Genomic DNA, 14,487 nt, shown 5'->3' on the forward strand with positions numbered 1-14,487 from the left:
TCACCCGTGCACCCGTCCGTCGGCGATGGTGAGGACCCGGTCGGCGAGCGACATCATCACCGGGTCGTGGGTCGCGACCACCGCGGTCACGCCCTCGGACTCGACCACGGCCCGGAGCAGGGCCATCACCGCGAGCCCGGTCTCGGCGTCGAGCTGGCCGGTCGGCTCGTCGGCGACCAGCAGCCGGGGCGAGCCGGCGAGCGCCCGGGCGATGGCCACCCGCTGCTGCTGGCCGCCGGAGAGCTCGGCCGGTCGCTGCCGGGCGTGCTCGCGCAGGCCGACTAGGTCGAGCAGCAGGGCCACCCGCTGCTCGCGCGCGGCCACCGCCGTCCGACGCAAGCGCAGCGGGACGCCGACGTTCTCGGCCGCCGTGAGCGCGGGCAGCAGGCCGAAGGTCTGGAAGACGTAGGACACCGTGTCGCGCCGCAGGGTGCTCAGCCCCTCGTCGTCGAGCGCGGTCACCTCGGTGCCCTCGAGGTGGACGGTCCCGGCGTCGGGTCGGTCGAGGCCGCCGAGCAGGTTGAGCAGGGTGGTCTTGCCCGAGCCGGACCGGCCGACCACGGCCACCATCTCGCCGGGGGCCACGTCGAAGGAGACGTCGCGCAGCGCGTGCACGGTGCCCGGGCCTGCGCCGTACGAGCGGGTGAGCCCGCGGACGACGACCGCGCTCACCGGCCCTCCTCGCGGTCCGAGCGGATCTCGACGTGGTCCGCGGCCAGGGCGAGCCGGACCCGGCGGGTGAGGTCGAGCGCCTCGCGGAACTCGCGCGGCACCTGGACCCGACCCGCGCGGTCCATCACGGCGTACTCCTCCGCCGCGCCGAGCGCCCCCGACCCCTCGTCACTGCGCAGCACCTCGCTGCTGGTGCGGCCGTCGCGGATCGCCACGGTCCGGGCGACCTGGTCGCTGACCGCGCGGTCGTGGGTGACCACGACGACCGTCGCCCCGAGCACCCGGTTGGCGGTGCGCAGCGCGGCGAACACCTCCTGCGCGGTCTCGCTGTCCAGCTCGCCGGTGGGCTCGTCGGCGAGCAGCACCCGCGGCCGGTTGGCCAGCGCCACCGCGATCGCCACCCGCTGCTGCTCGCCGCCCGACATCTGCCCGGGCCGCCGGTCGGCGCAGTGCGTGACCCCCAGCGTGTCCAGCAGCTCCGCGGTCCGCTCGCGCCGCTCGCTCCGTCGTACGCCGGCGATGCTCAGCGGGAGGTCGACCACCTGGGCGGCGGTCAGGTACGGCACCAGGTTGCGCACCGACTGCTGCCGCACGAACCCGACCACGTGCCGCCGGTAGCGCACCCGGTCCGCGCGGCTCATGTCCAGCAGGTCGTGCCCCGCCACCCGCGCCCGCCCGGCGGTCGGCGCGTCCACCCCGGCCAGCACCTGCAGCAGCGTCGACTTCCCTGACCCGGACGCGCCGACCAGCGCGATCATCTCGCCCTCGTGCACCAGCAGGTCGAGCCCCTGCAGGGCCTGCACCTCGACGCTCTCGGTCTGGTAGATCCGCACCAGGTTGTCGCAGACCACCAGCGCGTCGTGCCCGAACTCGGGCCCGTGGTCGGGCGCGGCCGGCAGTGCCAGACCCGGTCCCACCACGGCTCTCCCCCGCTCCTGTGACGTGCCCGGTGATGCTAGTCCCGCGGGGCGCCCCGGCGGATCCGTTCCGCGCGACGCGCCGTCGAGCGGTGCGGTGTCCACCGTTCCCGGCCGGCCGGTGGTGGACGGCTCACCGCCCCCGTGCGCTCAGCGGCAGTCCCCGCGGACTCACGAACCGTCGTACGACGCCGTCGACCGGGTCGACGTACTCCAGCTCGCTGGCGAGCAGCTGCAGCGGCCGCGTGAAGTCGTCGACGTCCACCCCCAGGTCGACCGGGTAGATCGGGTCGTCGACGATCGGGGCACCGAGGTCGCGCAGGTGCAGCCGCAGCTGGTGGGTGCGGCCGGTGCGCGGGGTGAGCCGGTAGACCGCGAGGTCGCCGCGCCGCTCCTCCAGCTCCACCAGCGTCTCGGCGTTGACCGGCGCCCCGGCCACGACCTCCGCCCGCCCGGTGCCGGGGATCGCCGCGATGTGGTCGCGGACCGTGCGCGGCTCCTCCAGCTCCGCCCGGTACGGCGCCAGTGCGCGGTAGGTCTTGCGCGCCGTCCCCTGCGCGAACATCGCCTGGTAGGCCCCGCGCCACTGCTTCCCGACCGCGCAGAGCACCAAGCCGGAGGTCACCCGGTCGAGCCGGTGCATCGGCGTCAGGTCCGGCAGACCGAGCTCGTCGCGCAGCCGGACGACGAGGCTCTGCGTCACGTGCCGGCCCCGCGGCACCGTCGACAGGAAGGCCGGCTTGTCGACCACCAGGACCCGCTCGTCGCGGTGGACGAGGGTGAGCGGACCCGGTACGACGGGCTCGTCGCGCAGGTCGCGGTGGAACCACACGAAGGTGTGCGGCCGGTAGGGGTCCGCATCCACGACGGGGCGCGCGTCGGCGTACACGAAGCGGCCGGCGGCGAGCATCGGCTCCACCTCGACGCGGGCGTCGACGTGGTCGCGCAGCCAGGCCCCCATCGTCGTCCACGGCGCGGGTCGGTCCGGGTCGCGGTGCGGCGTGCACACCCAGGCCGCGCTCAGCCCGTGCCGGAGCGGCAGCGGGGAGCGGGGCGGCACGGCGCGATCCTACGGAGCGGCGTCGATCCGGCTCCGGAGCAGCGCCCCCATCCGCGCCACCGCCGAGCCGGCCGCGTCCGAGAGCTCGGCGAAGCGCCAGAAGCCGTGCGGCATCCCCGGCTCCTCGCTGAGATCGACCGGCACCCCGGCGGCGCGGAGCCGACGCCCGAGCTCGCGGCCCTCGTCGCGCAGCGGGTCCCGCCCCGCGACGACGAGCACCGTCGGCGGGAGCACGCCGAGGTCGGGCGAGAGCAGCGGCGCGAACCGCACGTCGTCGCGCTGAGCCGGATCGGCGAGGTACTGCTCGGTGCACCACTCCAACCGCTCCGACGTCAGCCCGTAGGCGTCGGCGAGCTCGCTCCGCGAGGGGTACGACGGGTCGCCGTGCACCAGCGGGTTCACCAGCAGCTGGGCGACCGGCGCCGCGGTCGTCCCCGCCAGCGCGAGCGCCGCCCCGAGCGCGAGGTTCGCTCCCGCGCTCGGACCCGCGACCGCGACCCGGTCGGCGAGCTCGTCGGCCGCCCAGCGGACGGCGGCCAGGGCGTCGTCGTACGCCGCGGGGAAGCGGTGGGCGGGGGCCAGCCGGTAGTCGACCGCGAGCACGCTGCGCCCGGTGTCGCGGCAGAGCATCCGCGCGTGGGCGTCGTGGCTGTCCAACCCGCCGCTGACGAACCCGCCCCCGTGCAGGAAGACCACGACGCAGTCGTCGCGCTCCCCGCCGTACAGGCGCACCGGGACGCCGGCGCCCGGCACCGTCAGGTCCCGCACGGACCGCACCTTCGGCCCCGGCGGCTCCGCTACCGCCCCACCGCGGGCGAGTACGGCGATCTGCGGGTCGAGGTGAGGGTCGTTCACCTCGCCAACGTAGGTCCGTGAGATGGCGTCACGCCCGCGTCGGACGTTGCCATCTCCGCATCGTGCGATGCCCCCGGACCACGCATGGTCGGCCAGGTCGGCTCACCCGAGCCGGCGCCACGTCCAGTCCGACCGACCGACACGGACGGACTTCGTGACCCGGCCACCGTTCGCCGCCGTGGGACGGAGGATCCGCTGGAACCGTCCCTCCCCCGTCGTGCGCTTGACGAGGAGGAGGCCGAGGTAGGGCCGGTGCCGGGCACCGTTCGCCGACGAGCAGCCGCCCGCCCGCAACCCGGTGACACCGCGGTAGCCGCTCGCCTTCAGGACCACGTCCGTCGCCTTCGCGCCGTCGTTCGTCACGACGTGGAGCGCGCCGGCCCGGTCGGTGTAGTAGATCCGCGACTCACCGAACTCCTCGCCGCGCGCGGTCATCGCGGTCGCGCCGCTGATCGTGACCGGCAGGACCGTCCTCCTGACGAACTTGCTGCCCGTGAACCTCGCGCGCCGCAGCGCCCGGTCGGCGCCCACCCAGAAGACGTTGCCGTTGTCGAACGTGATCAGCCGGCTCGGGTACCCGCGTCCGACCACCTTCAGGACGCGCACGCTCAGGCTCCCGCCCTCGTTCCACTCGGTCGCGACGAGCCGGATCTTGCCGTCCGTCGCCGCGACCAGCTGCTCGGTCTCCTCGTGCCCCGGCCAGCCGTTGTAGCTCACGAGCGTCCACGAGATCGGTCGCCAGCCCACCGGCCCGGCCGTCGTCTTGGACACCTCGACCCGGTCGTTCACCACACGGCGGAAGGTGATCCGCCCGTCCTGGGTGTGCCCGAAGGCCTCCATCGTGCACCGGAACCCGCCTGCGGCCGACGAGGCCGCCGCCGGGCCCGGCGAGACCGAGCCCATGCTGAGCACCGCCGACACGACGGTCACGAGGACCAGGGCCAGGACCCGAGAGCGCTTCATCACCGGGTCAAGGTAGGGGACGCTCGCCGGCCGTGCAGGGGGTTCGGGAAACTCGGGTACGCCGGGCGCACCTCCTGCGACCAGCCGTTCACGCCGGCATGGCCCGGATGCTTCCGACGGGTCCACCACGGGCCTCCACCCCGGATGCGTCGCAGGTGCAGGAGGACTCCGGGATCACGGTCTGGTTCGGGCCCCGACGGCAGAGGGGCTCGACCCTGACGTCACCTCTCCTCTCGCGGGGGGGGAACCTTCACGCGTCCTGCAGGCGCAGGCGGGCGCACGTGATGAGGGCCGCAAGGTCGAGTCCGAAGGTCGGGCCGGCGGCCTGCGCGTACTCCTGGAGATGCCCGGCCGCTCGTTCGACGAGCCTGGAAGCTCCCACCGCGTTCCCGCGCGCGTGGTGGGTCAGGCCCACGCACAGCTGGGCCAGACCTTGCCACAGCTCGCGCTCCTCCTCCGGGCATGACTTCCACCTGACTTCGAGGGCCTCGTGCGCCGCGAACGGACGCCCCTCCTCGAGCAGGCTGCGGGCGTAGCCCAGCGTCTCCCGCGGTGGGAGCGGCGCTTCGGAGATGGGCTCGACGCCGGCCGCGCCGTACGGCAGCGGTCGTCCCAGCGCGTCACGAGGACGTGCCTGCTGCGCGCGTCCCTGCCCGTCGCGGTCGCGTTCATCGACCACGTCGACACCTCGCCTCGCCTGCGATCACGCACCTCCATGCACGAGGCCCGCGCATCCTGGTGCCGTCTCGGGCACCCGCGAACGGTGCAGCTGTGAGCATCAGCCCCTCCTGGGCGGGACGTCGAACGTTGACGATCGGGCTGGGCCAGTCTTGGTCGGACGAGCGTCGCCAGCAAGCGGACCCGAGAGGAAGGGGTACCCGACCGGCGCCGATGACCTCCGCGGCTGGGCTCGTGAGGGACGAAACCAGGAACCGGATCTGCGCCATCCGCGGCCCCCTCGTGTCGGCGGCCGTGCAGTCGGGCCTGCTGCGGTTGACCGGGTCACCGTGGCACCGGTTTCGAGTGGACGGGTGCGGGACACCAGGCCCCTGCACATCTCGACCAGGGGAGCATCGATGTCTCGTCGATCCGCGTGGTCCGTCGCATCCGCATGCCGCTTCGTCGCGCTCGGTCTGTGCATGCTGGTCCTCGGGTGGCGCGAGTCCGCGACTCGCTCGATCGCCGCGCGGCGCAGGCGCGACTTCTTCGACCCCCTCCCCGAGAGCCGTCCCGTGGTCGCAGGGCGAACCCGCGTCACGACCTGCCCGCGGCATCGACCGTCAACCGGTAGGAATCCGGCGCCCAACGCCGCACGATCTCGTCTGCCCGGCCTTCACGTCCCTCGCTTCCGGTCGCGACCTGCAAGGTGCAGGTGCGCCCGCTCCGGGGCGTCGTCGGACCGATGACCTCGAATCCGTCACGCACGAAAAGACGCTTGACCAGGAGCGCGGGGCCGTAGAAGAGCCGGTAGGTCAGAACGCGCGCATCCAGAGGTGAGGTCACCTCGTGCTCGTACCCAGATCTGCCGGAGGTAGGGCACATCGACCTCTCAGCGGTTCGTGCAGCAGACCCACAGGATCGATGCTGAGAAGGCCAGCGCTGGGCGACTGGTCGTCGGCGACCGCGGCGGGCACACCCCGCGCACTGCTGCGAGGGACGCGGGCGCACGCCGTACGCCCGCGCTCCTCGCGGCTACTGAACTGCTGGTCGGCGCACGCGGACCACACGCGAGACCTTGGTGACCGCGACATAGCCGGCCTTCGTGACGGTCACTCGAACCGACAGGCGGTGGCCGCGGTCGACGCGCCTCACGCGGTAGCCGGTCGCCTTCGCGCCGCGCACGACCTTGCCGTCACGGAGCCACTGGTAGACCACCGTGACCGGGGCCGGGCCCCAGCGACGGACGACGGCGACGAGCGTGCGACCTGGGGCCGCGCGACCCTTCACCTGCACCGTGCCGGCGGTCAGGCGACCGGGCGCCACGATGGCAGTCGGCGCCGAGGTCCGTCGGGTGCTGGCGTAGCCGGCGCGTGAGCCGGTCACCGTGACCGAGAGCCGTCGGCCGGCGTCGGCCGGGACGATCCGGTACGAGCCCCCGGTGGCGCCGGCGATCGGCCTCCCTGCGCGCAGCCACTGGTACGTCACCGAGGTCGGGGCCGGGCTCCAGGCACCGAGCACCGCGGTGAGGCTGGAGCCCACCCGCGCCGACCCGGCGATGGCGGGTGCCGGGCCGGAGAGGGCCTGGAGGCCGGCGAATGCCTGCTCGCCACTGGCCTGGTTGCCGAGTCGGTCGGCGACGCGCCACCCGAGTGTGCCCGCGTCGTCCCCGAGGACCACCGGACCGGTGTAGTACTCCCAGGTGTCGCCGTCCAGGCTGTATTCGACGGATGCGACTCCCGAGCCGGTGTCGTTGCTGGCGATCGTGGCGGTGCGGGCGACCGGGTCGATGCTCGCCTGCGCGGTGGGCGGAGTGTCGTCGACGAGCAGTCCGGGCTGCGCGGTGGCGGCCTTGACGGCGTCTAGCTCGCCACGGGTGATGGGCAGGATGGTGCCGTGGCGCTTCTTGAGTGCGCCGAAGTTGACGCTGCTCTTGGCGTTGACCCACGGCGGGGCGTTCGTGGCGGCGACATCGGTGGTCCGGAAGGGGAAGTAGCCGCTGCCGTTCCAGTACTCATCGGCCAGCAGGCCCCACAGTCGCTGGTCGGGTGCGTTGCGGTCGTCGTCGTTGTACTCGAAGAACTCGGGCCCCTCCAGACGGGCGCCGGAGAAGTTCGGGTCGCCGAAGATCGACGACAGGGTGCCGACGAGCGACCACTGGTCGTCACTGACGTACGCCGGTGCCGTGGCGGAGGTGGTGGTGGCGTAGAGGTTCTTCGACTTCTCGATGGTGATCTGGCCGTCACCGGAGGCGCGGTAGTACCAGTCGCCGATCTTGATGACCGTGGTGTCGATGATCGAGTGGTCGCGGTCGATCCACTTGACGGGGTCGGAGAACGTCTCGAAGTCGCGGGTCGTGGCGTAGTAGACGTTCACCCAGTCACCGAGCGTGTTCGTGTCCTGGGACTTGGTGGCCCAGTAGACGAGGTACTGCTTCTTCACCGGGTCCCAGATCGCCTCGGGCGCCCATGCCATGCCGGCGCCGGGGATCTGGGAGGCGACGTCGACCAGCTCCGGCTCGCCCCAGTTGACCAGGTCGGTCGACTTCCAGACGGCCAGCTTGAGGCTGCCGGTGTCGGTGGCGCCCGCGTTGCCCCATCCGCCGCGCAGGTGGATGTTGAGGTCGGTGGCGATGAGGTAGAAGGTGTCGCCCTCGGGTGAGCGGACCAGGTAGGGGTCGCGCACCCCGCGGTCGCCTTCGTCGTTGCGCAGCACCGGGTTCCCGTTGGTGCGCGTGTCGGTCCAGGTGTCGCCGTCCTCACTGGTGGCGAAGTAGATCTGCTCGTCCTGGGGGGTCTGCTCCACGCCGGTGAAGTGCGCGAAGAGGTAGTCCGTGGTCTCGGGCGCGGGCGCGGCGGCGCGGACGACGGCGCTGAAGGTGCGGGTGAGGGTGCCGACGGTGGCGGTCAGCGTGACGACCTGATCCTGGCCGGGGCGGGTCACCACGCCGGGCGCGGCCTCGCCGAGGGCGGTCGGCGAGATGACCGACGGCGCCGACGACGTCCAGGTGATGGGCAGGTCGTGCGCGCCGGTGGTGGGCAACGCGAGGCTGGAGCGGACGTCTTGCAGACCGGGCAGCACGATGCCGTCGAGGGCGTCGCGGGCCATCTGCTCGGCGGTGAGCGGTGCGGTGATGGTGACCGCGACCTGCTTCGTACGGGGCTCGCCGTCGATGGTGACCTGCGCGATCAGGATGCCGGTCGTGGCCGGCGAACCCGGGGCCGGGCGGGTCACCGTGGCGGTGCGGCCGTCCGCGTCGATCGAGACCGCGGGGGTCTGCGACGTCCAGGAGACGACGCCTTCGGCGCCGGGCAGCACGTAGCTGGAGTCCTCGATGGTGAGTTCGTCCGGCACCTTCGCGAGGGCCTGGACTGCGTTGAGCTGCGCGACCTGGGTCTCGGTGAGGGCCTGGTCGCGGACCTCGACGTTGTCGATGAGGCCGTCGAAGTACTCGTCGCTCGCCGTCCAGTCGGCCTTGCCGATCTGCAGGACGCCGCCGGAAGCGCCGAGGATGGTGCTGAGTGCCTTGCCCGTCGTGTTGGTGGCCTTGAGGTCGCCGTCCACGTAGAGGCGGGCGGCGGGGCCGTCGAGCACCAGGTCGACGTGCTTCCATCCCGGAGTCAGGGCGCCCGCGCTCAGGTTGCCGCTGCTGTCGCGCGCACCGACGTTGTCGTAGCGCTCGACCACGAGGCTGGTGGCCTTGTCGAGGACGCCGACGTAGTGCTCCTGCTGATAGACGTTCGTCTGGTTGCTGCGCTGCGCGATCAGGGCCCAGCCGGCATTGGCGCTGCTGTCGGTGGGGTTGCGGTCGTAGCTGATGGTGATGTCATCCAGCCCGGCCAGCAGCGGCGTGCCGTCGTCCTTGGTGACGTCGAGCCAGTTGCCGCGCGTGATCTTGACGGCCGTGGTGCCGTCCTGACCCTCCACCAGGCTGAGCGAGCCCAGCACCGTGGCCTTCGCCCCGGCACCGACGAGGCCAGTGGCCGCGTCATCGAAGTTGAAGCTGGCGATCAGGGAGGGGTCGGGCTCGACCGCTTCGGCCGGGCCGCCCAGCCCCGCCAGACCGGTACTCGTCAGGCCAGAGGCGGCCAACGCCGCAATCAGGCCCAGCGCCGTCGACCGCCGTCGGCGGGTCGTAGGAGAAGTCATCTGCGTCCTCTAGCGATACATCGTGACGATCGTCACGTCCATTGTTAGCGCTAACATTAGGTCGCATCGTCCCTGATGGATAGAGCACTTGTCGGCCGTGTCGATACGCCCGCGATGCCACCGCGGTTCGCGCGGGGCGACTCCCGCTCTCACCGCCACTTCCAGGAGCGTGCCCCCGCCCGAGCGGTCGCTCGGTCCCGCCGCTCTGAGCACACCCCCACTCGGGGGCGCCTGCGGCTAGTGCGAACGCGCACGTCAGAGCGGTGTCGACAAGCTGACAGGACCTGGAACGCCTCGACTCGGCACCGTTGGCCCGGAACGCCAACAGCCCCCGCCTGCGTTTCCGCAGGACGGGGGCTGTTGACGTGGAGCCGCCTGTCAGAATCGAACTGACGACCTAGTCATTACGAGTGACTCGCTCTACCGACTGAGCTAAGGCGGCGTGTTGCCCGCCACTAGGTGGCGGACAACCCGGGGAAGTATACGGAGAGCGGTCGGCCTCGCGAAAATCCGCGATCAGGCGGCGACGACGGCGGCCTCGCGGACCTCCGCCTGGGTGCCGGCGTTGCGGCCGGTGAGCAGCGTCTGCTCGGAGCCGCACCAGCAGGTGAACGCGGCGATGATGCCGTGATCGGTGTTCACGAGCGAGGTCACCTGGCTCGGGAAGATCAGCTGGCGCTGGGTGCACGACGTGCAGTGGTGGGCGAACATCGAGGGACCTCCTTCAGGGGTCAGGGTGGGTACACGACAATTGTCGGGCCGCTGCTCTCATAGGGGTAGCCTCACTTGCCTGCAGAACCCATAGGCTTTCCCTATGCTTTCGTTGCACCAGCTGACCTGCTTCCTCGCGACCTACGAGCACCGGTCGCTGACCCGGGCCGCCGAGGAGCTCGGCTACTCGCAGCCGAGCGTCTCCGAGCAGATCCGCACCCTCGAGAAGTCGCTCGGCGTCCAGCTCTTCCGGCGGGTCGGCCGCGGCGTCATCCCCACGACCGTCGCCGACACCTTGCGCCCGCACGCCGAGCGGACGCTGGCCGCGGCGGACGAGACCCGGCGCGCAGTGCAGTCGGTGAAGGCGTTCGAGACCGGGACCATCCGGTTCGGGATGTTCGGCATCGCCCGCCTGTACGCCGGCGCCGGGCTGATCGCCGACGTACTCGCTCGGTATCCCGGCGTCCGGGTCGAGCTGGTCGGCCAGAACTCGACCGAGGTCGCCGAGGACCTGCGGCGTGGCCGGCTGGAGGCGGCGATGCTCGCCCTCTCGACGGTGGGCAGCGAGGGGCTGACCCTCACCCCGGTCGCCCGCGAGGAGCTGGTCTACGTCAGCGCCGATCCCGCCCACGTGGCCGCGCCGGTCACGGCGCACCGGCTCTCCCTCGCCTCGCTGGTGATGGCGGAGACCACCTTCCGCTCGGTCGACTCGACCCGGCACACCCTGCGTCAGATGCTGCACGAGACCGGCCGCAATCCGCAGACCCGGATCGAGGTCGAGGACATCGAGACCGCCGTCGAGCTGGTCGGGATGGGCTACGCCGACACCGTCATCCCGCTCGGCGCCGCGCGCCAGCTGATCCCCCGCCTCGCCCCCGGCGCGACGTGGGCGTCCCTGCGGCCGCGGCAGTACGACACCTTCGCCGTCGTGCACCGCAAGGACGCGGTCCTCTCCCCCGCCGCCCGGCTGATGATCGAGCTGGCCACCCGCCGCATCCAGGCGATCGCCGAGCCGGTCTGAGACGCCAGGCTGCGAGGGACCCCGGTTCGGTCCCGACACGCTCCGTCGCGACCTCGGCCCTCGTTCCTCGGGCCGCGTCGATCAACAGCTGAGCCCGTCCTCCGGCACCGTGCCGTCGACCAGGAAGTCCTCGACCGCGTCGTCGACGCACGGGTTGTCGGAGCCGTAGCCGGTGTGGCCGTCGCCGTCGCGGCTCACCAGCACGCCCGACTCGAGCTGCTCGGCCAGCGCCACCGACCACTCGTACGGCGTCGCCGGGTCCCGGGTCGTGCCGACGACGACGATCGGCGCGGCCCCTTCGGCCCGGATCGTCGGGGGTGGCTCGGCCGTGCGCGGCTCGAAGCCGAGGCAGCCGACCTGGCTCCAGACGAACTGGGGCGCCAGGGTCGGGGCCGCCTCCTCGAAGGCCGGCAGCTGGTCGAGCACCCGGTCGACCGGGGTGGTGGCCGGGTCGTCGAGGCAGTTGATCGGGACGATCGCCTCGACGCTGTTGTTGAGGAAGCTGCCGTCAGGTCCCCGCGACGCGTAGGCGTCGGCCAGCAGGGCCAGCACCGACCCGTCGCCGTCGAAAGCCGACTCCAGCCCGCGGTCCAGCAGCGTCCAGTAGTCGCGGACGTAGAGCGGGGTGATGATCCCGGTGAAGGCCAGCCCCTCGGTGAGCTCGCGGTCGCCGCCGGCGGGCAGCGGCTCCTCGTCGACCGTCCGGAGGAAGGACGCGATCCGGGCCAGACCCTCGTCGAGGGAACGACCCAGGAAGCAGTCGCCGCCGTCGACGCAGTCGGTGACGTAGGAGCGCAGCGCGGTCTCGAACCCGCCGGCCTGGGCCAGCGACTGCTCGAGGGCGGAGAGGGTTGGGTCGACCGCCCCGTCGAGGACCAGCCGGCCGGCCCGGTCGGGGAAGAGCTCGGCGTACGTCGCCCCGAGGAAGGTGCCGTACGACGCCCCCAGGTAGAGCAGCTCCGGCTCGCCCAGGGCCGCACGCAGCACGTCCATGTCGCGAGCCGCCTCGACGGTCGAGACATGGGCCGCCAGCTCGCCCGACAGCTCGGAGCAGCCGCGGGTCATGGCGGTGACGTCGGCGGCCGTCGCCTCGATCTCGGCCTGGTCGTCCGGCGACGGGTCGGCCGCGAGGTAGGCCTCCAGGTCGTCGTCGGACAGGCAGTCGACCGGGGCGCTCTGGCCGGTGCCGCGGGGGTCGAAGCCCACGATGTCGAAGCCCTCGGCCAGCCGCTCGCCGAACTGGCCGCTGGCGGCGTAGTCGGTGCCGGGCGCGCCCGGGCCGCCCGGGTTGACCACCAGCGAGCCGACCCGGCCGTCGGGGTCGCCCGCCGGCACCCGCAGCAGCGCGAGGTCGATCGTCTCGCCCGTCGGCCGGTCGTAGTCGAGCGGCACGGTCAGGGTGGCGCACTCGTACTGCTCGCGGCAGACGTCCCAGCTCAGCTGCTGGGAGTAGTACGGCGCCAGCGCCGGCTCGGGGGCGCCGGTGGCGCCGGCGGGCGGTGGCGTGGGCGGGTTGGCCCGGGCCGGACCGTCGCTGCGCCCGGCGCCACCACCACCGCCGTCGTCGGAGGCCAGGGTGGAGATCGCCGCCCCCAGCGCACCGAGGACCAGCAGGGCGACCAGCACCAGCACCACGACCCGGACCGCGCGCGGCCCCATCATCCGTGCACGCTGTCCGGCGACTGCAGGGCCACCATCATCGACTCCAGGGCGAGGGCGGGCGGCACGTTGAACTCCAGCATCTGCTCGCGGGCCTCGAAGATCCAGCCGATCCGGCGCAGGTTGAGCTCGGGCGACGCACTGGCGGCGACCTTCTCGACGTCGGCGCGGATCTCGGCGTTGACCAGCTCGCCCGGCGCCCCGGTCGCGAGGGCGACCGCGTCGCGATAGACCGAGACCAGGTCCATCAGGCTGCGGTCGACGACATCGAGATGGCGGCGCTTGGCCCGCGACTTCTGCTCCTTCAGCAGGGTCGCCAGGGCCGGCGCGTACTCCCGCGGACGACGGCCGCGCTCGACCACGCCGTACGCCGAGTCGAGGTCGACCTTCTCGCGGGCGTCGAGGTCGCCGGTCACGACGTCGGCCTCCTCCTTGGTGACCTCGGCGAGCCGCTGGGCGGCCTTCATGCACCGCCCGAGGCTGGTCAGCCCGGCCGGGATCGAGACGACGTCGCGGCGGCGGTTGCGGGTCGCCTCGTCGCGCGCCAGCGCCCGGGCCCGACCGATGTGGCCCTGGCTGGCGCGGGCGGCGTACGACGCCAGCGCGTCCGGGACGTCGTCGACCCGGGTCAGGAAGGCCGCGACGTCGGCGGCGGTCGGCGTGGTGAGCGTGACGAGCCGGCAGCGGGAGCGGATCGTCGGCAGCACGTCCTCGACGGTCGGGGTGCAGAGCATCCACACGGTGCGCTCGGCCGGCTCCTCGATGGCCTTGAGCAGGGCGTTGACCGCCCGCTCGGTGAGCCGGTCGGCGTCCTCGACGATGATGATCTGCCAGCCCCGGCCGACCGGCGAGAGGGCCGACGCCCGGACCAGGTCGCGGATGAAGTCGACCCCGAGCGAGAGGCCCTCGGTGCTGACCCGCTTGACGTCGGCGTGGGACCCGGCGAGCACGGTGTGGCAGGCGTGGCAGACCCCGCAGCCGGCCTCGGCCTCGGTGCACTGGAGCGCGGCCGCGAAGGCGACGGCGGCGTTGGAGCGCCCCGACCCGGGAGGTCCGGTGAACAGCCAGGCGTGGCTCATGCCGTGACCGGCGGCGGCCTCGCGCAGGGCCACGGCGGCGCGGTGCTGGCCGACCAGGTCGTCCCAGACGGTCACGGCGCCACCGCCCGGTCGAGCAGCGGGCGGACCCGGTCGAGCACCTGGCCGGCGATCTCGTCGACCGGCAGCCGGGCGTCGACCACGAGGTAGTGGTCGGGGGCGGCGGCGGCCATCCGCTGGAAGGCCGTGCGCACTCGCTGATGGAACTCCAGGGACTCGCCCTCGATCCGGTCGCGCCCCTCGAACCGACCCAGCCCGGCGTCGGGCTCCAGGTCGAGGACCACGGTGAGGTGGGGCCGCAGGTCACCGGTCGCCCAGCGCATGACCTGCTCGACCTCAGCGACGTCGAGCGCGCGCCCGGCCCCCTGGTAGGCCAACGCCGAGTCGACGTAGCGGTCGGTGACGACCACCTCGCCCCGCTCGAGCGCCGGGCGGACGACGGTGTCGACGTGCTCGGCCTTGTCGGCGGCGTAGAGGAGCGACTCGGTCCGGTCGGACAGCTCGCCGGTCTCGGGGCTGAGCACGATCTCGCGCAGCGTCCGCCCGACCGGGGTGTCCCCGGGCTCGAAGGTCAGCAGCACCGTGTGGCCGCCCGCCTCCAGGGCCTCGCGCAGCCGCCGCGACTGGGTGGACTTGCCCGACCCCTCGCCGCCCTCGAAGCACACGAAGACGCCGGTGTCGGCGTACACCCCGGAGCTGCTCACGCAGAGAACCTACGGGGGGCCG

13 protein-coding genes and 1 tRNA gene are annotated in these 14,487 nt (G+C 72.8%); 1 reads left to right on the forward strand and 13 read right to left on the reverse strand.

The features are described 5' to 3' along the window. The 10 genes from V7S47_RS22875 to V7S47_RS22920 all read right to left on the reverse strand — a co-directional run bounded on the left by V7S47_RS22875 (window position 1) and on the right by V7S47_RS22920 (window position 9,984). Window positions 1–672 (reverse strand): ABC transporter ATP-binding protein, encoded by a 672-nt coding sequence (locus V7S47_RS22875; RefSeq protein ID WP_336563734.1) that lies wholly within the window; start codon window positions 670–672, stop codon window positions 1–3. Further along, the gene (locus V7S47_RS22880; RefSeq protein WP_336563735.1) at window positions 669–1,589 is read right to left on the reverse strand and encodes an ATP-binding cassette domain-containing protein; all 921 of its coding nucleotides are present in this window, start codon (window positions 1,587–1,589) and stop codon (window positions 669–671) included. The genes V7S47_RS22875 and V7S47_RS22880 overlap by 4 nt, the downstream gene beginning before the upstream one ends. A gap of 133 nt (window positions 1,590–1,722) precedes the next feature. Then, window positions 1,723–2,649 carry a pseudouridine synthase gene (locus tag V7S47_RS22885; protein WP_336563736.1) on the reverse strand — a complete coding sequence of 309 codons (927 nt, stop codon included), beginning with the start codon at window positions 2,647–2,649 and terminating at the stop codon, window positions 1,723–1,725. A 9-nt stretch (window positions 2,650–2,658) separates the two neighbouring features. Beyond that, a complete protein-coding gene (locus V7S47_RS22890) occupies window positions 2,659–3,504 on the reverse strand; it encodes an alpha/beta hydrolase (RefSeq protein WP_336563737.1) in 846 nt (281 codons plus the stop codon). 102 nt (window positions 3,505–3,606) lie between these two features. After that, window positions 3,607–4,470: a hypothetical protein gene (locus V7S47_RS22895; protein WP_336563738.1), complete on the reverse strand. Its 864-nt coding sequence runs from the start codon at window positions 4,468–4,470 to the stop codon at window positions 3,607–3,609. Between the two features lie 247 nt (window positions 4,471–4,717). Further along, the gene (locus V7S47_RS22900; RefSeq protein ID WP_336563739.1) at window positions 4,718–5,146 is read right to left on the reverse strand and encodes a DUF309 domain-containing protein; all 429 of its coding nucleotides are present in this window, start codon (window positions 5,144–5,146) and stop codon (window positions 4,718–4,720) included. A gap of 575 nt (window positions 5,147–5,721) precedes the next feature. Continuing rightward, complete coding sequence (locus V7S47_RS22905) at window positions 5,722–5,970, reverse strand: hypothetical protein (protein ID WP_336563740.1); 249 nt, start codon at window positions 5,968–5,970, stop codon at window positions 5,722–5,724. Between the two features lie 189 nt (window positions 5,971–6,159). Next, the gene (locus tag V7S47_RS22910; RefSeq protein WP_336563741.1) at window positions 6,160–9,273 is read right to left on the reverse strand and encodes an immunoglobulin-like domain-containing protein; all 3,114 of its coding nucleotides are present in this window, start codon (window positions 9,271–9,273) and stop codon (window positions 6,160–6,162) included. Between the two features lie 366 nt (window positions 9,274–9,639). Beyond that, window positions 9,640–9,715, reverse strand: a tRNA-Thr gene (locus tag V7S47_RS22915). 74 nt (window positions 9,716–9,789) lie between these two features. Beyond that, window positions 9,790–9,984, reverse strand: a complete 195-nt coding sequence (locus tag V7S47_RS22920) for a hypothetical protein (RefSeq protein ID WP_336563742.1) — start codon at window positions 9,982–9,984, stop codon at window positions 9,790–9,792. Between the two features lie 103 nt (window positions 9,985–10,087). On the opposite strand from V7S47_RS22920, the gene V7S47_RS22925 reads away from it, so the two are divergent. Next, the gene (locus V7S47_RS22925) at window positions 10,088–11,005 is read left to right on the forward strand and encodes a LysR family transcriptional regulator (RefSeq protein ID WP_090853934.1); all 918 of its coding nucleotides are present in this window, start codon (window positions 10,088–10,090) and stop codon (window positions 11,003–11,005) included. Between the two features lie 81 nt (window positions 11,006–11,086). Here the strand turns inward: V7S47_RS22925 and V7S47_RS22930 are convergent, their stop codons facing one another. Genes V7S47_RS22930 through tmk form a run of 3 tightly spaced genes read right to left on the reverse strand, consistent with a single transcriptional unit; the run spans window position 11,087 to window position 14,465 of the window. Continuing rightward, a complete protein-coding gene (locus tag V7S47_RS22930; RefSeq protein WP_336563743.1) occupies window positions 11,087–12,667 on the reverse strand; it encodes an alpha/beta hydrolase in 1,581 nt (526 codons plus the stop codon). Next, window positions 12,664–13,818: a DNA polymerase III subunit delta' gene (locus V7S47_RS22935; protein ID WP_336563744.1), complete on the reverse strand. Its 1,155-nt coding sequence runs from the start codon at window positions 13,816–13,818 to the stop codon at window positions 12,664–12,666. Before V7S47_RS22935 ends, V7S47_RS22930 begins: the two co-directional genes overlap by 4 nt. Continuing rightward, window positions 13,815–14,465: a dTMP kinase gene (gene tmk / locus V7S47_RS22940; protein WP_336563745.1), complete on the reverse strand. Its 651-nt coding sequence runs from the start codon at window positions 14,463–14,465 to the stop codon at window positions 13,815–13,817. The genes V7S47_RS22935 and tmk overlap by 4 nt, the downstream gene beginning before the upstream one ends. Window positions 14,466–14,487 lie beyond the last annotated feature (22 nt).

The organism is Nocardioides sp. CCNWLW216 (genome assembly GCF_037120545.1).
Classification (GTDB): domain Bacteria; phylum Actinomycetota; class Actinomycetes; order Propionibacteriales; family Nocardioidaceae; genus Nocardioides; species Nocardioides lianchengensis.